This is a genomic window from Actinomycetes bacterium (assembly GCA_036510875.1).
GTDB lineage: Bacteria > Actinomycetota > Actinomycetes > Prado026 > Prado026 > DATCDE01.
Map to the genome: position 1 here is coordinate 1 of DATCDE010000005.1, position 17912 is coordinate 17912.

Sequence of the window (17912 nt, forward strand, 5' to 3'; positions counted from 1 at the left end):
CCCCCGGCGCATTGAACAGGTCGGCGCCCTGGTGCTTCTCGGGCTGCCACAGGCCCACGACCGCCCCCGACGGGTCGCTGACCATGGCCATCCGACCCTGATCCATGACGTCCATGGCCGGCATGACGACGGCGCCACCCGATGGCTCGACCGTGGCGAGGACGGCATCGACGTCCTCGACCAAGACGTAGGAGCTCCACAGCGACGGGACGCCGGCCGCGGCCAGCGCAGGCTGCTGCGGCGTCATACCCGCGACCAGCTTCTCGTCCTTGGAGAACATCGTGTACGCGGGACCCATGGGCGTCGGCAGGTCCTGCGACGTCCAGCCAAACAGCTCCGTGTAGAACGCGCGGGCCCCCTCGACGTCCGTCGTCGTCAGGTCGACCCAGCCGAACAGACCGTGCGGGTAGCGCATGGCAACCTCCCTGCGTTTGACCTCTCGTTGCAGGCTAGGTGGTCGATCTGGCAGCCCTCGGGCCTGCAACGACGGCGGCCGGGGGTGGCGCGTCGTATCGTCACCGCAGACTACGCGCGAATCATGAGGAGAACCATGCTGCTGACGAAGCTGGGTCACGCCTGTGTGCGGCTGGAGCAGGAAGGACGCACGCTGGTGATCGACCCGGGAGCGTTCACCGAGCCGGAGGCGATGCGCGGCGCCGAGGCCGTGCTCATCACCCACGAGCACTGGGACCACTTCCAGGAGGACCGGCTGCGCGCCGCCGTCGACGCAGACCCCGGCCTGCGGGTGTGGACGCTGCAGTCCGTCGCCTCGCAGCTGGACGGGCTCGGCGACCGGCTGCACGTCGTCGGGGAGGGCGACCGCTTCTCCGCGGCCGGCCTGGACGTCGAGGTGCACGGTCAGCTGCACGAGCAGATCCATCCGGAGATCCCCCGGGTGACCAACATCGGGTTCCGCATCGACGGCCGGGTCTTCCACCCGGGCGACGCCCTCACCGTGCCGGACGCACCGGTCGACACCCTGCTGCTCCCGGTGCACGCCCCGTGGTCGCGGCTGTCCGAGATCATCGACTACGTGCGCGAGGTGGCCCCGCAGCGGGCCTACCGCATGCACGACGCCCTCCTCAGTGGGGCCGGGCTCTCCGTCGTCGACCGGCTGCTCGGGGACGGCGGGCCGGGGACGGGCGCCGACTACGGCCATCTGGGGGCAGGGGAGTCCGTCCGGCTCGGCTGAGCCGCCAGCCATGACTGACACGTCGACCTACGCGGCAGCACCGCGGCGCACCAAGCGCTACACCTACACGGAGCTCTACGAGGCGTTGGCCCGGGGCCATCGCTCGGTCGGCGCGTTCAGCCGTCAGCGTCTCGGCAGCCGCCGGAAGCAGATCCTTGACCCCCAGTTCGTGGAACGACTCATGCTGGCGGTCACCGAGGTGAACCAGTGCGCCGCCTGCGCCTACGCGCACACCAGACTGGCCCTGCGGAAGGGGATGGCTCCCGAGGAGGTCCCGGCCTTCATCGGCGGGGATCCTGGCTTCATCAGGGAGGACGAGGCCATGGCCATCGTCTTCGCCCAGCACTATGCACACGCCAAGGGCAAGGTCGACCGCCTGGCGTACGGGCCGGTCCCGGACACCTACGGACCGGAGAAGACGAGAGCCATCGTGGCGGCCCTCCAGATGATGATGACCGGCAACATCCTCGGGCTTCCGGTCAGCGCCCTGCTGGCTCGACTGAAGGGGCGCAGCCAGCCCGGCAGCACCGTGCTCTACGAGGTGACGCTGCCGCTCAACGCGCTCGTGCTGCTGATCCCCTCACTGGTCCAGTCGCTGCTCGACCAGCTCCGCCACGAGGGGCGGCTCACCTTGGTGTAGCCAGCAGCGGCGGCCCTTCGGTTGACTTGAAGACATCTTCATGTGCAAAGTTGGTCCTCCAACCCGGGAGGACGACGGACCACGATGGCGACCCCGTTGTACCAGGCGAAGGCGGATTTCTTCCGCACCCTGGGGCACCCGGCCCGGATCCGGGTGCTCGAGCTGCTGTCCGAGCGTGACCACGCCGTGCACGAGCTGCTCGAGCGGATCGAGATCGAACCGAGCAACCTGTCCCAGCAGCTTGCGGTGCTGCGTCGCACCGGCCTGGTGAGCCAGCACCGGGAGGCCGGTGAGGTGGTCTACTCGATCAGCGTGCCGCAGGTCCGAGACCTGTTGCTGACGGCCCGCCAGATCCTGCTCGGGCTCATCGCCGAGCAGGACGCCCTGGCCGAGGAGCTGCGCCCGACGGGTCCGCAGCAGCCGTGAGCCTGCTGCGCCTGGTCGCACTGATCCGCCGGACCGGGACGGTCGCCGAACCGGCGCCGCCCGCGCCGGACCTGTTGCCCGCGGCCCGACCGTTGGGCGGCAGCGTCCAGCTGCGGCACGTGGACGCCGGCTCCTGCAACGGCTGCGAGATCGAGGTGGCCGCCGCGTTCGGCCCGGTGTACGACGCCGAGCGGTACGGCGCGCGGCTGGTCGCCTCGCCCCGGCACGCGGACGCCGTGCTGGTCACCGGAGCCGTCACCCGGAACATGGCCGAGCCCCTGCGGCGAACCGTCGAGGCGACCCCCGCGCCGCGGCTGGTCCTGGCGGTCGGGGACTGCGCCCGGGGCTGCGGCGCCTTCGCGGCCGGGTACGGCGTGGTCGGCGGCGTGGCCGACGTCGTGCCCGTCGACCTCGACGTGCCAGGCTGCCCGCCCGAGCCGCAGGTCATCGTGGAGGCGCTGCGCCGGGTGACTGGGCGGTGACCTCGGTCCAGGTCGGGCTGCTGTCCCTGGGGGTGCTCGCGGCCGTCGCCGTGGTCGTCGCGCTGGTCGTGCCGGCCGCCGCCCGCGCCGTCCTGGCCGGGCTGTCCTGCGCCGCCGTCTCGGTCGCCGGCGCCGTCACCGGCGCGCTCGCGATGGCCGGGCAGGCGGGCAGCATCCGCCTGCCGGTGGCGCTGCCGGTCGACCCGGTGACCTTCGCCCCCGACCGGCTCGGCGGGCTGTTCATGCTGCTGGCCTCGGTCGTGGGCGTGGCCGTGGCGGTTTACGGCATCGGGTACGTGTCCGGCCCCTCGGCCTCGCGCAGCTCCTGGGCCGCGCTCGCGGTGTTCCTCGTGGGCATGCAGCTGGTCGCGGCCGCCGCGGACGTCGTCTCGTTCCTGCTGGCCTGGGAGCTCATGGCCGTGGGGTCGACGGTCCTGCTGCTGGCGGACTACGCGCGGCGGGCCGAGGTCACCGCGGCCACCCTGTGGTACGCCGCACTCACCCAGCTGAGCTTCGCGCTGCTGCTCGCCGGCTTCGCCGTGCTCACGGCAGCGTCGGGTGGCACCGGCTTCGACACCATCGGGACCCTGGGGCCGCACTCGGCCGCCGCGAGCGTCGGCTTCGTGCTGCTGCTGCTCGGCTTCGGGACCAAGGCCGGCCTGGTGCCGCTGCACGTGTGGCTGCCGCGCGCGCACCCGGAGGCCCCCAGCCACGTGTCCGCGGCGATGAGCGCCGCGATGGTGTCGATCGGGCTGTACGGCGTCCTGCTCGTGTGCGTGCGGCTGCTGCCCGGCGGGCCGGCCTGGTGGGGCGTGCTGCTGGCCGTGCTCGGCGCCGCCTCCGCGCTCTACGGGATCCTGCAGGCCTCCGTCGCCAGCGACCTCAAGCGGCTGCTCGCCTACTCGACCACCGAGAACGTCGGCCTGGTGGTGCTGGCCCTGGGCACGTCGGTGCTGCTGCGGGCGTCCGGGGCGACCGATGTGGCCGACGGCGCGCTGACCGCGAGCCTGCTGCTGGTCGTGAGCCATGCGGCGTTCAAGACCACCTTGTTCCTCGGCGCCGGGGCTGTGCTGCACGCCACCGGCGAACGGGACCTCGACCGGCTCGGCGGGCTGGGCACCCGCATGCCGTGGACCGGCGCGGCGTTCGGCGTGGCCTGCCTGGGCGCGGCGGCGCTGCCGGGCACCGCGGGGTTCGTGGCCGAGTGGACGCTCCTGCAGGCACTCATCCACGGCGCCCGGCCGGGGGACCCGATGGTCGCCGTGGTCATGCCGCTGGCCGTCGGCGTGGTCGCGCTGACCACGGGGCTGGCGCTGCTCACCTTTGTGAAGGCCTACGGCATCGCGTTCCTGGCCCGGCCCCGGTCGACCGAGGCGGACGCCGCCCACGAGGCCGGTCGCACCATGACCTGGCCGATGCTCGCCGGGGCCGCCGTCGTGGTCGCGCTCGGCCTGGTCCCGGGGCCGGTGGCCGCGGCGCTCGCCACCACCGTGGGTGCGGCCGGCATCGAGCCCGTGGGGCTCGGCGGCATCCGACTGACCGGGCTGGACGCCCTGCTGGACCCGCTCGCGCTGGCGCTCCTGGCCACCGCCGTCGCGCTTCCCGTGCTGGTGGCCGTGGTCCGGGCCGCCCGCCGCCACCCGGCCAGGGCGACCGACCTTGCCTGGGGCTGCGGCGGCGCGCGGGTCAGCCCCCGGATGCAGTACACCGCCACCTCGTACGCCGAGCCGCTGCTGCGGGTGTTCGACGACGCACTGCAGCCGACCAGGGACGTCGAGGTCACCCACGCGACCGAGTCCCGGTACCTCGTGCAGCGGGTCGAGTACCGGCAGCGGCTGTCCGACGTCGTCGAGGCCCGGCTGTACCGGCCGGTCATCGGCTGGGCCGACCGGGTCGGGGTGCAGGCGCGGCGGCTGCAGAACGGCAGCGTGCACCGCTACCTCGGCTACTCGTTCGGCGCGCTGCTCGCCGTCTTGCTGGTGGTGTCGCTGTGACCGCCCAGGCGATCCTGGTGGCCGCCGTCCAGGTCGGCGTCATCGTGGCCCTCGCTCCGGTGCTGGCCGGCGTCACCCGGCAGACCAGGGCCCGACTCGAGGGCCGTGGTGGTGCCGGCGTCTGGCAGCCGTGGCGGGACCTGCGCAAGCTGGTCGCCAAGGAGCCGGTGCGGGCCACCGGCTCCGGCTGGTTGCTGCGGGCGGCTCCCGTGGTGCTGCTCAGCTCGAGCCTGCTGGTGGCGGCGCTGCTGCCGCTCGTGGGCGCGGTCAGCCTGCCCCTGGTCCCGGACGACCTGTTCGTCGTCGTGTCCGTCCTGCTCGTGGGCACGGTGGCGGTCGCCCTGCTGGGCCTGGACGCCGGCACGGCCTTCGGCGGCATGGGGTCTAGCCGGCACATGACCATCGCGGCGCTGGTCGAGCCGACCGTGCTCGTAGCCGTCTACGCCCTGTCCATCCCGGTGGGCAGCTCCGCGCTGTCGCTCATCGTGCAGGCCCGGCTCGACTCGTCGGCGGTCATCGCCTCGCCGGTCAGCGTGCTGGCGGTGCTCGCCCTCGGCATCGTCGTGCTGGCCGAGACCGGGCGGCTGCCGGTGGACAACCCGTCGACGCACCTGGAGCTCACCATGGTGCACGAGGCGATGCTGCTGGAGGCGTCGGCCCGCGACCTGGCCTGGCTCGAGCTGGGCTCGTGGGTCCGGCTCGCGGCGCTGCTCGGACTGGTCGGGAACCTGGTCGCGCCGTGGGGCATCGACACCCGGGTGAGCGCCGCGGGCCTGCTCCTCGGCGTCGTCGCCTTCGCCGGCAAGCTCGTGGTGCTCGGCGGGCTGTTGGGCGCCGCCGAGGTGTTCTTGGCCAAGCTGCGGCTGTTCCGGGTCCCCGAGCTGCTGGCCGGCTCGTTCGTGCTCGCCTTCCTGGCCGTCACGGCCTCCTACCTGGTCGGCTGAGCGCGATGGCGGCGAACGTGTACGCGCAGCTGGTGGGGCTGGCTGCCGGCATCCTGCTGCTCACCGGCGTGCTGCTGGTGTGGCGACGCTCGCTGGCCGCCGCGGTGCGGCTGCTGTCGGTCCAGGGGGTCGCGCTCGGGGCGCTGGTCGCCGTGGTCGGCGTCCAGCACCACAAGGCCGAGCTGCTGGCCGTGGCCGGTTTCGTGGTGCTGCTCAAGGCCGCCGTCCTGCCCGTGCTGGTGGGCCGCAGCGTGCCGGCGGACGCCGTTCGGGAGGAGTCCCCGCGGCTGAACCCGACCGCTGCGCTGATCGCCGCGGCCGTGCTCACCGAGGTGGCCTACCTGGTCAGCCGGCCGATCGTGGGCTCCAGCGCGGATCCCGCGGTCCGGGCGGTGCCGGTGGCGCTCGCGCTGATGCTGCTGGGCTTCCTGCTGCTGGTCGGACGTCGGCACGCGCTCGCCCAGCTGGTCGGATTCCTGGTGCTGGACAACGGGATCGCGGCGGTCGCGTTCATGACGGTGGGCGGCCTGCCGCTGGTGGTGGAGCTCGGCGCCTCTCTCGATGTGCTGCTGGTCGTGCTGATCCTGCAGGTCTTCAGCGCCCGGATGCGAGTCAAGTTCGGTGCCCTGGACCTCGACGAGCTGACCGAGCTGAGGGACTGATGGGCGCCGTCCTGTGGCTCCCGCTCGCCGCCGCGGTGCTGGCGGCGACCGTCAGCCTGCGCATCCCGAGGGTCGCCCGGCTGGCCGGGATCGCCGTCTCGGTCGTGGTCCTCGGGACCGGGCTGGTCCTCGGCGCCGCCGCCCTGGACCACCGGGTCGTCACCGCGGCCGGCGGGCTGCTGCGCGCCGACGCGCTGTCCGCGTTCATGCTCGTGGTCATCGGGGCGGTGGGACTGACCGCGACGTGGGGCGGGCTGCAGGCGAGGTCAGCGCCCGGCCCGGCGGCGCTCATGTCGGCCTTCCTGGGCGCGATGTCGCTGGCCGTGCTGGCCGACAACCTCGGCGTCTTGTGGGTGGCCGTCGAGGGCACCACGATCGCCACCGCCTTCCTGGTCGGCCAGCACCGCACCCGGGCCTCGCTCGAGGCGGCCTGGAAGTACGTGGTGCTCGGGTCGGTCGGCGTGGCCATCGCCTTCCTCGGCATCGTGCTGGTCTACGCGGCGACCCGGGCCAGCGGCACCCCGACACTGTCCTGGGTCGACCTGGTGAGGCACCCGACGCTGCTCGACCCGGCCGTGCTCAAGCTGGGCGCCGCCTTGGCCGTGCTCGGGTTCGCCACCAAGGCCGGCCTGGCCCCGATGCACAGCTGGCTGCCGGACGCGCACAGCCAGGCCCCGGCGCCGGTGTCCGGGCTGATGTCCGGCGTGCTGCTGTCGGTCGCGTTCTACGCCATCTTGCGCATCCAGGCGGTCGCCAACCCGGTCCTGGGCCCCGGGCTGCTCCGCGGGATGCTGGCGGTCGCCGGCCTGCTGTCTCTGGCCGTGGCCGCCGCGCTGCTGCTGCGCCAGCGGGACTACAAGCGGATGCTGGCCTACTCCAGCGTCGAGCACATGGGCCTGCTCGCCCTCGGCGCCGCGGCGGGCGGGCCGTTGGCGCTGACCGCCGTCCTGCTGCACATGCTCGGGCACGGCCTGGCGAAGTCGAGCCTGTTCGTGGTGTCCGGCCGGCTGCTCGCCGTCGAGCACTCGACGGCGGTCGCCGACATCCGTGGGCTGCTGGCCCGGCGCCCCGGCCTGGCCGTGCCCTGGCTCGCAGGAACGGCCGCGTTGCTCGGGCTGCCGCCGTTCAGCCTGTTCTTCTCCGAGGTCGGCATCGTGGTCGGCGCGTGGACGGCGGGGCTCCAGGTCGTGACGGCGGTCGGGCTCGGCCTGCTGCTGGTGGCGTTCGCCGCCCTGGTCCGGCTCACCGCGACGATGACGCTCGGCGCCGGTGGCCCCGGTGAGGAACCGGACCGCTCGGCGCACGGGCCGTGGCTGCCGCTGGCCCTCGCGCTGGCCGTCGTCGCCGTCATCGCCCTCCTCAGCGGCCCATTCGGGACGCTGCTCCGCCAGGCCGCAGCGGTGCTAGGAGGTGCGTCATGACGACCCGACCGGTCGGGCGCGAGGAGCTGGCGGAGATGATGGCCGGCCTGCTCGCCGGAGGCCTGCGGCTGGCCCTGGTGGCCGCGCACGAGGACGCCGAGACGTTCCGGGTCGTCTACGTGCTGACCGCCGCCGGGCGCCGGGAGGAGGTCGTGGTGGTGGTCCCGCGCGGCGACGCCTGGGTCCCGACCCTGGCGGCGCTGTCCTACCCGGCGGGACGGTTTGAGCGGGAGCTGCGGGACCTGTACGGCATCGAGCCCCGAGGCCATCCGCTGCCGCACCGGCTGCTCCGGCACGGCCACTGGCCGGTCGGCTGGTACCCGATGCTGCGCGACGCGGACCCGGAGCCGGTCTTCGCACCCGACGTGGGATCCTTCCCGTTCCTCGAGGTTGAGGGCCCCGGCGTGTACGAGATCCCGATCGGTCCGGTGCACGCCGGGCTGATCGAGCCGGGCCACTTCAGGTTCTCGGTGGTGGGGGAGACCATCCTGCGGATGAAGGCCCGGCTCTGGTTCCTGCACCGGGGCATGGAGAAGCTGTTCGAAGGCCGCCGGCCGGCCGACGGGATCGAGCTGGCCGAGCGGATCAGCGGGGACACCGCGGTCGGCCACACGCTGGCCTACCTGATGGCCGTCGAGGACGCCGCCGGCATCGACGTCGCCGAGCCGGACCGGCTGCTGCGGGCGCTGCTGCTGGAGCTGGAGCGGCTGCACAACCACGTGGCCGACCTGGGGGCCCTCGCCAACGACGTCGGCTTCGGGGTGGCCAACGCGCACGCCCTGCGGCTGCGGGAGACCCTGCTGCGGCTGAACCGGGCCACCACCGGGCACCGGCTGCTCCGCGGGGCCCTCACGGTGGGGGGTGCCCAGGTGCGGGCGCTGCCGGACCCCCTGCTGCTGCGGACCGTGCGTGACGAGGTGGCCGACCTGGTCGAGATCACGTTGGGGCACTCTGTCGTCCACGACCGGTTCGCCGGCACGGCTGTGCTCCCCCGTGAGCAGGCGGTCGCGCTCGGGACGCTGGGCTACGTCGCACGCGCGTCGGGGGTCGACGTCGACGCCCGCCGCGACCACCCGTTCGTCGACCTGGGCGAGCGGTTCGCGACGATCGTCGAGGACGGCGGTGACGTGCTGGCCCGCTACCGGGTCCGGGCCAGGGAGCTGGACGTCTCGGTGGCGGTCCTGCTCGACCTGCTGGACCGGCTGGCCGGCGGGACCGGCGACGGGGTCGGCGTCGATCCCACCGGCCCAGGGGCCGGGTTCGCGCAGGTCGAGGCCTGGCGTGGCAGCCTCGCCCACCGTGTCGAGCTGGGCGAGGGCGGCGTGGTCACGAGGGTCAAGGTCGCCGACCCTTCGTTCTTCAACTGGCCGGCGCTGCCCGTCGCGCTGACCGACACGATCGTTCCCGACTTCCCGCTGGCCAACAAGAGCTTCAACCAGTCATACGCCGGCAACGACCTCTGACGGCCGGCGGCCCCCTGCTGCTGCAGCTCGCGCTCGCCGGCCAGCAGCTCCCGGTAGACGGCGTCCCGGACGAGCGCGTGCACGAGGCCGAGCGGGTAGTCGTCCCGCAGCACCTCCGCCCGGACCAGCCCGGCGACGGCGGCCGCGGCCTGGCCCTCGGTCAGGCCCGCCAGCTTCGCCACCGCGGGCAGCTCGGCCCCGTCGCCCAAAACGGCGAAGGCCCTCGCGGTGACCGTCGCCGCCTTGGGCAGGCGGGCCAGCCGCATGAGCACCATGCTGGAGATCGCCCGTGAGCCGGTGGCGGTGACCGTGTCGGCGTGGGAGGCGTCCGGGTGCACCCGGTCGGTCTCCAGCCCGCGCAGCAGCTGGCGCAGCAGCAACGGGTTGCCGCCGGTGGTGCGGTGGCACGCGGCCACGAAGGCATCGTCCGCTTGCTCGCCGAGGCGGGACCGGACGAGATCCCCGACTCCGTCCAGGGGCAACGGCTCGGGCCGGATGGGAACCGCGGCCAGCCCGTGGGCGAGCTCGGCCAGCAGGCCCTGCGGGTCGGCCGGCTCCCCGGTGCGCATGGTCCCCACGACCAGGACCGGCATCCCCTCGAGCCGGTGCACCAGGAAGGTGAGGAACTGCTGCGAGCCGATGTCGCACCACTGCAAGTCGTCGATGGCGAGCAGCAGCGGCTGTTCCTCGGCCAGGTTGGCGGTCAGCCAGTACAGGCCGTGCGGGACGCCGAACAGTCCGTCGCTGCCCCGATCGCCGGGGCTGGACGGGTCGCCGTCCGGCAGGTCGAAACCGCCGACGTCGAAGACCGTTGCTGCCGAGCGGGCCGCGCGGGCGAGCCGCCGCTGCCGCCGCTCGGGGTCGGCGAGCACCGGCTCGAACAGCTGCCGGACCAGGCCGAAGCCGAAGTGCTGCTCGAGCTGGCTGCTGCGTCCGGTCAGGGTCACCGCTCGGGCGGCCGTGCCCAGCCGGCGCATCTCGGTCAGCAGCCGGCTCTTGCCGACGCCGGCCCGGCCCTCGACCAGGGCGAGTCGCGCCTGGCCGGCCAGCGCGTCGTCCAGGCAGACCTGCAGCTGGGCCAGCTCGCGGTCGCGGTCCACCAGGTCGGCGGCGGTCCCGGGCCCAGGCGCGGCTGCCACCGACGCCGGTGCGGCCACCGGCTGTGGGGGAGCGGCCGCCGGGGCGTCCAGGGTGGGGGACTGCGCCAGCACCTCGGCCTCGAGCGTGCGCAGGGCAGGTCCCGGGTCGACGCCGAGCTCGTCGGCGAGGGTGCCCCGGGCGCGGCGCAGCGCGGCCAGGGCGTCGGCCTGCCGGTGCCAGGGGTAAAGGGCCAGCACGAGCAGCCGCCAGCGCTCCTCGCGTAGCGGCTGCTCGCTGACCAGCGTCTCCAGTTCGGGGACGACGCTCGCGGACTCGCCGCAGGCCAGCCGGGCAGCGAGCAGCTGCTCCCGGCACAGCGTGTGCAGCTCGTCGAGCCGGGCAATCTCCTCCTCGGCCCACGGTCCGCCGGCGTGGTCGGCGTACGCCGGGCCGCTCCACAGGGCCAGCGCCTGCCGGAGCAGGGGCACCATCTCGGCCGGCTCGGTCGCTGCGGCGCGCTGCATGAGCTGCTCGAACTGCCAGGCGTCGACGGCGTCCGGGTCGACCCGAAGCGCATAACCGGGTCCGTGCCGGCGCAGCACCGCGCTCTCCGAGCGGGCCGGCCGGCCGGGCTCGCACCGCCGCCGGCGGTGGGAGATATGGGCATGCAGCGCCCCGACCACGGCTCGCTGCTTGGGGCCGCCGACGTCAACGGCCACGCCGTCCACCGTGGCGCTGACCCGTCCCAGCACCCCCAGCCGGATGCGGGGTCCCTTGCGTGCGGCTGCTCGCGCGGGCTCACCCATCGCGAGCCCCAGTGGCGTGGCAGCGTGACCGCAGGGGGGAGGGTAGGGCAGAACGGCCCGGGACGACACCCCCGTTTCGCTGCCTAGCATCAGTTGTGCCGCAGCTGCGGATCGGAACGTCAGGGTGGTCCTACCCCCGCTGGCGCGGCGACTTCTACCCCGCTGGCCTGGCCCCCCACGACGAGCTCGGGTACCTGGCCCAGCACCTGCGCACGGTCGAGGTCAACGCCTCGTTCTACGCCCTGCAGCGGCCCGAGACGTACCGCGGGTGGGCCGACCGGACCCCGGACGACTTCGTGTTCGCCGTCAAGGGCAGCCGGTACCTCACCCACCTCAAGCGACTGGTGGACGCCGAGACGGCGCTGGCCAACTTCTTCGCCTCGGGCCTGCTGGCGCTGGGCCCCAAGCTGGGACCGGTGCTGTGGCAGCTGCCGGAGAACATGCGTCTGGACCTGCCCAGGTTGGCCGCGTTCACCGCACTGCTGCCGCGGACCACCGAGGCGGCCGTCCGGCTGGCCCGCAGGCATGACGCCCGGGTGGAGGGACGGTCCTTCCTGGAGCCGGACGCCGACCGGCCGGTCCGGCACGCACTCGAGGTCCGGCACGACTGCTACCAGGACGCGAGGTTCATCGAGCTGCTCCGCTCGGCCGGAGTGGCCCTCGTGGTCTCCGACGGGGCCGGTCACTGGCCACTGTTGGCCGACGTGACGACAGACTTCTGCTACCTCCGGCTGCACGGGCCACTGCTGCTCTACGCCGGGGGGTACCCAGCGGCGTCGCTCGACATGTGGGCGGCCCGGATCCGAGCCTGGACGGCGGGCAGCGCGCCACCCGACCTGCCGACCATCAAGGATCGCCCGCCGGAGGCTCCGACCGGCCGGGACGTCTACGTCTACTTCGACAACGACTCGGACGGCCGGGCGCCCTTCGACGCCACCGCCCTGGCCGAGCGGCTCGCCGAGCCACGCTGAGCCGCCGCCCTACAGCCCGCGTTCGACCACGATCCGGCCGGACGCCTCGGCCGCCTCGAGGGCGGCGAAGTCCCGGTCGTTCTGGTCGGCGTAGGCACGGGCGAACTCGGCGACGGCACGCTCGAAGGTGTCCTTGCGGCCCAGGTAGGCCGCGATGGCCACCCGGTCGCCAGAGCGCGCATGCGCCCGAGCCAGGGTCCAGCCGCACAGCCGCGCGTACACGGCCATGCTCTGCGGAGTCATCCGTTCCACCACCACGGAGCCCTTCCAGTCCCGCAGCTGGCGCACGTAGTAGTCCCGGTCCACGCCGTCCAGTCCGTTGGTGCGCTGCCAGCCCAGGAAGATGTCGCTGTAGGCCTGCATCAGGTGCTGCCCCGCCACCACCCGCTGCCCGTGGTTGGCGTAGCCGCTGGCTCCCGCGTACTCCTCGAGCACGGAGGCCTGGGCCTCCTTGGCCTGCAGGAAGATCGGGTCGTTTCCGTCGACCCCCTCGAACAGCAGGACCCAGGCCCGGGTGCCTACGCTGCCGACCCCGACGACCTTGCGGGCGACGTCGTCCAACCGGTACTGCTCCAGCAGGTGCCGTCGGTCCGGCGGCAGCGAGCGCCCGTACGCCACGACCAGCGCGTGCAGCTGCTCCTTCAGCTCGGTCGCGCTCTCCGCTGGGACCAGCTCGGTGATCGGCACGACCAGCGGCGGGTCGCTGACGATCCGCGGCACGCCGTCGACGAGTCGGGTGAGCTTGTTGAACGCCTGCATCCGGTCGCGGGTGCGCGCCTTGGCCAGCTGCGCCTCCGCCCGTCGCAGCGGCGCCGGCTTGAGCAGCGGGGTCACCTCGGCGAGCAGCTGGTCCATGTCGAGGTGCGAGTACCAGACGTCCAGGTTCGTCTCGCCGGCGAACTCCCGCATGGCCCAGCGGTAGCTCGCCGCGGCCTCGACCACGCTCGCAGCCCGCTCCTTGGTCTTGAAGCCGTTCTCCCGCCCGGCCAGCTCGAAGCTGGCCGCGAGGCGCTTGACGTCCCACTCGAAGGGCCCGGGCAGCGTCTCGTCGAAGTCGTTGGCGTCGAAGAGCAGCCTGCGCTCAGGAGAGGCGAATACCCCGAAGTTGCTCAGGTGGGCGTCCCCGCATAGCTGGGACCGCAGCCCGGAAACCGGCGTCGCCGCCAGGTCGGCCGCCATGACCAGCGCCGCACCCCGGTAGAACGCGAACGGCGAGCTGAGCATCCGGCCGTACCGGATGGGCACCAGCTCGGGGACCCGGCTGACAGCTTGCCGCTCGAGCAGCTCCACCGGATCGGCCCGCAGCTCGGTCGGCGCGAACAGGGCGTGCTGGTCCAGCGGGGCGGCGGACCGGGCCGCCTTGCCGTGCGCGGCCCGCTCGGCCCGGGACAGCTGCACCGGGAGATCGGTCGACGGCACCCGCCGGGCCCCCCGGTTGCGCACGGCGACGTCGGTCACCGCCTCGACGCCTGGCCGATCGGTCATCGTCCGCTCCCTCGCTCCACTGCCCTGCCCGAGCCGCCTGCTGACACGTTAGCCACAGCCCGCGGCGGGCAGGGTCAACTCAGCAGGGCACGCCCCGGTCAGCCGGCCTGCGCCGGTACAGGGCGGGTCGGTCGGGTGGCCAGCCAGGAGCCGGCCAGCACGAGCGGGAAGCCGACCATCACGCCCACCGTCAGCGGCTCGTCGAGGACGACCAGCCCGAGCAACACGGCCACAGCCGGGTTCAGAAACGTGATCACGGTGGCGCGGACCGGCCCGGCTGCGGCGATCAGCCGGAAGAACAGGACGAACGCCAGCGCCGTGCACACCAGGCCGAGCACGAGCACCGACAGACTGGTCCGACTGGTCCAGGCGCCGGTGCTGACCAGCGCCGGGACGCCGAACGGCAGGTAGATCAGCGCCACCAGAGCCAGAGACAGCGCGATCACCCCGAGGGTGGGGACGTCCTGCAGCCGCCGGTCCACCAGGATCGGGGCGGTCGCGTAGCCGACGGCCACGACGAACAGCTCGGCCACGCTGAGGAGGTCGAGGTGGCCGCCGGCGCTGTCGATGCCCACCAGGGCGGCGACCCCGGCCAGCCCGGTGACGATGCCGACCACCCGGATCCGGCTCAACGCGGCCCGGTCGCCGAGCAGCCGGGTGACCACGGCGCCCACCAGCGGAACGGTGGCGATGAGCAGCCCGGCCAGGCCGCTGGCGATGCGCTCCTCGGCGTGAGTGAGCAGCAACCACGGCACGGCCATCTCGAGGACGGCGAAGGCAAGGACCAGCCGCCACTGGGCCAGCGCCGGGCGTAGCGCCGCGGACCGGACGGCCAGCGGGAGCAGGACCACCGCCCCCAGCGCGGTGCGAGCCAGCACCAGCGCACTGGGGGAGAGCTGCTCGACCGCGATCTTGATGAACAGGTAGGGCATGCCCCAGATCACGCTCATCGCGGCGAACAGCACCCACGCCTCACGGCTCATGTGCGCGGCGTGCGCCCGCGGTCCCGCCTCCACCCGCAGATCATCCCTGACCGTGCCGGGGCCTGTCAGTTGGCTGCGGCTGCGACTCGCTCCACCAGCCCGGCCCTCACCCGCGGCCACTCCTCGGCAACCACCGAGAAGAGCACGGTGTCCCGCACCGTGCCGTCGGTGCGGCGCTGGTAGCGGCGCAGCGTCCCCTCGTAGTGCGCCCCCAGCCGCGCGACAGCGCGCTGGGAGCGCACGTTGCGCACGTCGGTCTTCAGCTGCACCCGGCCCGCGCCGAGCGTGTCGAACGCGAGACTGAGCAGCAGCAGCTTCACCTCGGGGTTCACCACGCTGCCCCACACTGCCGGGGTGTACGCCGTGGACCCGATCTCCAGCCGGGCGTCGGGTACCGACGCCTCGAGGTAGGAGGACGTCCCCACCACGGTGCCAGCCGGCAGCCCGGCCATCGGCCGCGCCAGCCGAACCACCCACGGCAGGCGGCCGACGTCGAGCTGTCCGCGCAGCGTCACCACGTACTCGGCTGCGGACGTCGGACGCCCCGCCACGTGCTGCCAGACCGCGTCGTGGTCCACGGCGGCGAAGAGCGCGTCGACGTCCGAGTCCAGGTCGACCGGCCGCAGCTCGACGAAACACCCACCCAACGGGCCGGTGGGTGGCGGCCACACCAGGGCACCCCACGCGGCGTCAGCGGGCCGGTCGTCGACCACGGGGACGAAGCCGGCCGCCGCACGGTCGTTGGGGGAGGGCACACCCGATTATCTCCGGCCGGGGCGGCCCGCCCTGGGTCCCACACCGGCGAGGCCTTAGGCCTCTGGCCGCCGCATCGGATCGCTCGGCACGCTGGAACCGAGGGCGCACCCCGGGAGGCCACCATGGACACCATGCCTGTCGTTATCGGGTTCGACGGTTCCGAGACCGGCCGCAGGGCCTTGGACGTCGCCGTCCGCGAGGCCGCGCGACGCAAGGTACCCCTGGACATCCTGCACGCCTACGTGGTCCCCGTGACCCCGGTGCCCGTGGGCATCCAGTACTCCGACGAGACCGAGGAGCGGGCCCGCAAGGCAGCCGAGAAGCAGCTGGCCGACGCCGTCGACTGGGCGACCGTGGCCGCGCCGGGGATCAAGGTCACCAGTGACCTGGAGACGCTGCCGGCGGCCGAGGCGCTGATCGAGCGCGGGCGCACCGCCTCGCTGCTGGTCCTCGGCTCGAGGGGGCTGGGCGGGCTCGGGGAGCTGGTCCTGGGCTCCACCGCGATCCAGGTCGCCACCCACGCCACCTGCCCGACCATCGTCGTCCCTCCCGAGGACCGCGTCCTGGACGCCGGACCGGAGGAGGGCCGGGTCGTCGTGGGCGTGGACCCGTCGCCGTCCTCGGACTCCGCGATCGCCTTCGCCTTCGAGGAGGCCGCCCTGCGCGGCATCGGGCTGACCGCGGTACATGCCTGGGATGCGCCGTTCTTCGACGCTCCGGGCGGCAAGGGCGGGGTCATCCCGCGGCACATCCTGCACGAGGACTTCGCCGCCGTGATCTCGCAGGAGGGCGAGGTTCTCGACGCGTCCATGACCGGCTGGCAGGACAAGTTCCCCGAGGTCGACGTCCGCCGGGTGCTGGTCCACCAGCGGGCGGCAGCGGCGCTGGTCGGGGCGTCCGCCGGAGCCGAGCTGCTCGTCGTGGGCTCCCGCGGCCGCGGCGGGTTCACCTCGCTGCTGCTCGGCTCGGTGAGCTACAAGACCCTGCACCACGCACACTGCCCCGTCGCCGTGGTCAGGTCGGTCCGCACCTGACGTCGCCGCTCGCGCGGGCGACATACCCTCGCCCGATGCGCCGAACCGCTGCCGCCGCCTGGGCGCTGGTGACCCTGCTGGCCACCAGCGGGTGCACAGCGATCGACGCGACCGTGCCGCACACGGCCCGTGCCAGCGCACCAGCCCCGCATCCCTCCGTCACCGCGGCGGCGGCACCCACCCAGCCCGCGAGACTGGCGCCACCGGCCGTGAACGGCCTCAGTTGGCACGCCGTGGGCACCGTGGTGTCAGGGCGGCCCGTAACATTCCTGGCCGCGACCCGGTCGGGAAGCATCGCGCTGTTGTGGATGGACCCGAGCGCGCTGTCCTTCCGGTTCATCCCGGGCACCCAGTTCCCCGAGGGCGGGCCAATCCTGGCGGCCGACCGGCAGGCGGACACCTGGGTGCCCCGACTGGCCGCCGCCTTCAACGGCGCGTTCAAGCTGCGCGACCACGTGGGTGGCTACTACTACGCGGGCCGCACCGTGAGCCCGCTTCGACCAGGGCTGGCCTCGATCGTCGTGGACGACGCCGGCCGGCTGTCCGTCGTCCAGTGGGGTCGGGATCGCAGCAGCGTGGCCGGCGTCCAGGTGGTCCGGCAGAACATGGGGCTGCTCGTCGACCAGTCCATCAGCCAGGCCACCGCCCACGACTCGAACAGCCGCTGGGGATGGGCCGACCACGACACTCGGCTGGCCAACCGCTCGGCCCTCGGGGAGCTCGCCGACGGGTCGCTCGTCTACGCGTTCGGCCACACCGTGACGGCGCTGGACTTGGCCGACGCGCTCGTCCAGGCCCAGGCACGGACGGCGATCATGCTGGACATGAACCTGGCCCAGCCCATGGGCTACGTCTACTGGCACCAGGCCGGCACGGTGGTCGGCCAGCGGGTGCTGCCGGCCGTCTACCACTCGCCGTCCATCTACCTGGCGGCCGGCTACTACAAGGACTTCGTCGTGGCCCTGGTCCGGCCGTGAGGACGAGCTCGCAGATCGGTGTCGATCACCTCGACGCGACGAAGAGGAAGCCGGCCGACCAGCTGACGCGCGACCCGGCAGCGCAGCGCCATCGGCAGAAGGCGCTGCGCTGGCTCAGCGGTGGGACTAGCGGCGGTCGCGGCGGTCGTCGCGGCGGTCGCCCCGGTCGTCTCGGCGGTCCTCGCGCCGGTCGCCACGGCGGTTGACGCCGTGGGCGACCACAGCGGCCCCGCCGACCACGGCGGCCGTCCTACGCATACGCCTCGCTGCCATCGGCATGTCAGGCTCCTTCCTCGTCGTCGGCTTCGAGGGCCGCGATCACGGCCTGGATCGGGATCCGCCCGCTGGCGGTCAGCTGCCCTCCGGCGTGGCGCACCGCGATGCCGAACGGTGCGGCCCACAGGTTCTCCCACACCAGCACGGCTGCCGAGCTGCCCGGCTCGACGGTCTCCGCCAGGTCGATCACGTCCTGCTCGGACAGCAGCATGGCCAGCTCGGTCTCGTACCCGCGCAGGTCGCCGATCTCGCTGTCGTCGAGGTCGGAGGTCTCGAACGCCTCGAAGGCGCCGTCGGCGTCCTTCTTGAGGATCAGCAGG

18 protein-coding genes and 1 pseudogene are annotated in these 17912 nt (G+C 73.5%); 12 read left to right on the plus strand and 7 right to left on the minus strand.

Annotated elements, in window-relative coordinates; translation table 11 throughout:
* A partial coding sequence (locus VIM19_00085; protein ID HEY5183317.1) for a VOC family protein occupies positions 1-415 on the minus strand: 415 nt, incomplete at its 3' end.
* Between the two features lie 135 nt (positions 416-550).
* Here VIM19_00085 and VIM19_00090 point away from each other — a divergent pair.
* The 9 genes from VIM19_00090 (at position 551) to VIM19_00130 (ending at position 9224) form a co-directional block, all read left to right on the plus strand.
* Complete coding sequence (locus VIM19_00090) at positions 551-1192, plus strand: MBL fold metallo-hydrolase (protein ID HEY5183318.1); 642 nt, start codon at positions 551-553, stop codon at positions 1190-1192.
* A 10-nt stretch (positions 1193-1202) separates the two neighbouring features.
* Positions 1203-1832: a carboxymuconolactone decarboxylase family protein gene (locus VIM19_00095; GenBank protein HEY5183319.1), complete on the plus strand. Its 630-nt coding sequence runs from the start codon at positions 1203-1205 to the stop codon at positions 1830-1832.
* A gap of 84 nt (positions 1833-1916) precedes the next feature.
* Entirely contained in the window at positions 1917-2258 is a 342-nt protein-coding gene (locus tag VIM19_00100) for a metalloregulator ArsR/SmtB family transcription factor (protein ID HEY5183320.1), read from the plus strand.
* 5 nt (positions 2259-2263) lie between these two features.
* Entirely contained in the window at positions 2264-2740 is a 477-nt protein-coding gene (nuoB, locus tag VIM19_00105; protein ID HEY5183321.1) for an NADH-quinone oxidoreductase subunit NuoB, read from the plus strand.
* Positions 2737-4734, plus strand: a complete 1998-nt coding sequence (locus VIM19_00110) for a proton-conducting transporter membrane subunit (protein ID HEY5183322.1) — start codon at positions 2737-2739, stop codon at positions 4732-4734. Before nuoB ends, VIM19_00110 begins: the two co-directional genes overlap by 4 nt.
* A complete protein-coding gene (locus tag VIM19_00115) occupies positions 4731-5678 on the plus strand; it encodes an NADH-quinone oxidoreductase subunit H (protein HEY5183323.1) in 948 nt (315 codons plus the stop codon). Before VIM19_00110 ends, VIM19_00115 begins: the two co-directional genes overlap by 4 nt.
* Before the next feature lie 5 nt (positions 5679-5683).
* Complete coding sequence (locus tag VIM19_00120) at positions 5684-6340, plus strand: hypothetical protein (GenBank protein HEY5183324.1); 657 nt, start codon at positions 5684-5686, stop codon at positions 6338-6340.
* Positions 6340-7761, plus strand: a complete 1422-nt coding sequence (locus VIM19_00125) for a proton-conducting transporter membrane subunit (GenBank protein HEY5183325.1) — start codon at positions 6340-6342, stop codon at positions 7759-7761. The genes VIM19_00120 and VIM19_00125 overlap by 1 nt, the downstream gene beginning before the upstream one ends.
* On the plus strand, positions 7758-9224 hold the full coding sequence (locus tag VIM19_00130; protein ID HEY5183326.1) for an NADH-quinone oxidoreductase subunit C: 1467 nt from the start codon (positions 7758-7760) through the stop codon (positions 9222-9224). Before VIM19_00125 ends, VIM19_00130 begins: the two co-directional genes overlap by 4 nt.
* A 587-nt stretch (positions 9225-9811) precedes the next feature.
* On the opposite strand, the pseudogene VIM19_00135 reads toward VIM19_00130, so the two are convergent.
* Positions 9812-11200: pseudogene (locus VIM19_00135) on the minus strand (BTAD domain-containing putative transcriptional regulator).
* Positions 11201-11205: 5 nt separating this feature from the next.
* Between VIM19_00135 and VIM19_00140 the strand changes: the two are divergent.
* Positions 11206-12081, plus strand: coding sequence for a DUF72 domain-containing protein (locus tag VIM19_00140; protein HEY5183327.1), 876 nt, complete (start codon positions 11206-11208; stop codon positions 12079-12081).
* Positions 12082-12090: 9 nt separating this feature from the next.
* On the opposite strand, the gene VIM19_00145 is transcribed toward VIM19_00140, so the two are convergent.
* The 3 genes from VIM19_00145 to VIM19_00155 all read right to left on the minus strand — a co-directional run bounded on the left by VIM19_00145 (position 12091) and on the right by VIM19_00155 (position 15304).
* Positions 12091-13566 carry a DUF2252 domain-containing protein gene (locus VIM19_00145; protein ID HEY5183328.1) on the minus strand — a complete coding sequence of 492 codons (1476 nt, stop codon included), beginning with the start codon at positions 13564-13566 and terminating at the stop codon, positions 12091-12093.
* A 98-nt stretch (positions 13567-13664) separates the two neighbouring features.
* Positions 13665-14582 (minus strand): DMT family transporter, encoded by a 918-nt coding sequence (locus tag VIM19_00150; protein ID HEY5183329.1) that lies wholly within the window; start codon positions 14580-14582, stop codon positions 13665-13667.
* Positions 14583-14614: 32 nt separating this feature from the next.
* On the minus strand, positions 14615-15304 hold the full coding sequence (locus tag VIM19_00155) for a GNAT family protein (GenBank protein ID HEY5183330.1): 690 nt from the start codon (positions 15302-15304) through the stop codon (positions 14615-14617).
* Between the two features lie 132 nt (positions 15305-15436).
* Between VIM19_00155 and VIM19_00160 the strand changes: the two genes are divergently transcribed.
* Positions 15437-16339: a universal stress protein gene (locus VIM19_00160; protein HEY5183331.1), complete on the plus strand. Its 903-nt coding sequence runs from the start codon at positions 15437-15439 to the stop codon at positions 16337-16339.
* 35 nt (positions 16340-16374) lie between these two features.
* Positions 16375-17316 carry a hypothetical protein gene (locus VIM19_00165; GenBank protein ID HEY5183332.1) on the plus strand — a complete coding sequence of 314 codons (942 nt, stop codon included), beginning with the start codon at positions 16375-16377 and terminating at the stop codon, positions 17314-17316.
* A 126-nt stretch (positions 17317-17442) separates the two neighbouring features.
* Here VIM19_00165 and VIM19_00170 read toward each other — a convergent pair whose 3' ends face one another.
* Both VIM19_00170 and VIM19_00175 read right to left on the minus strand, forming a co-directional pair.
* Positions 17443-17595, minus strand: a complete 153-nt coding sequence (locus VIM19_00170) for a hypothetical protein (protein HEY5183333.1) — start codon at positions 17593-17595, stop codon at positions 17443-17445.
* A 1-nt stretch (position 17596) separates the two neighbouring features.
* The coding region (locus tag VIM19_00175) for a DUF1269 domain-containing protein (protein ID HEY5183334.1) at positions 17597-17912 on the minus strand (316 nt) is incomplete at its 5' end.

Coding starts and splice junctions, on each gene's coding strand:
- VIM19_00100 (HEY5183320.1), top strand. CDS start 1,917: ATGGCGACCCCGTTGTACCAGGCGAAGGCGGATTTCTTCCGCACCCTG.
- VIM19_00090 (HEY5183318.1), top strand. CDS start 551: ATGCTGCTGACGAAGCTGGGTCACGCCTGTGTGCGGCTGGAGCAGGAA.
- VIM19_00160 (HEY5183331.1), top strand. CDS start 15,437: ATGCCTGTCGTTATCGGGTTCGACGGTTCCGAGACCGGCCGCAGGGCC.
- VIM19_00130 (HEY5183326.1), top strand. CDS start 7,758: ATGACGACCCGACCGGTCGGGCGCGAGGAGCTGGCGGAGATGATGGCC.
- VIM19_00170 (HEY5183333.1), bottom strand. CDS start 17,595: ATGCCGATGGCAGCGAGGCGTATGCGTAGGACGGCCGCCGTGGTCGGC.
- VIM19_00120 (HEY5183324.1), top strand. CDS start 5,684: ATGGCGGCGAACGTGTACGCGCAGCTGGTGGGGCTGGCTGCCGGCATC.
- VIM19_00165 (HEY5183332.1), top strand. CDS start 16,375: ATGCGCCGAACCGCTGCCGCCGCCTGGGCGCTGGTGACCCTGCTGGCC.
- VIM19_00125 (HEY5183325.1), top strand. CDS start 6,340: ATGGGCGCCGTCCTGTGGCTCCCGCTCGCCGCCGCGGTGCTGGCGGCG.
- VIM19_00095 (HEY5183319.1), top strand. CDS start 1,203: ATGACTGACACGTCGACCTACGCGGCAGCACCGCGGCGCACCAAGCGC.
- VIM19_00145 (HEY5183328.1), bottom strand. CDS start 13,566: ATGACCGATCGGCCAGGCGTCGAGGCGGTGACCGACGTCGCCGTGCGC.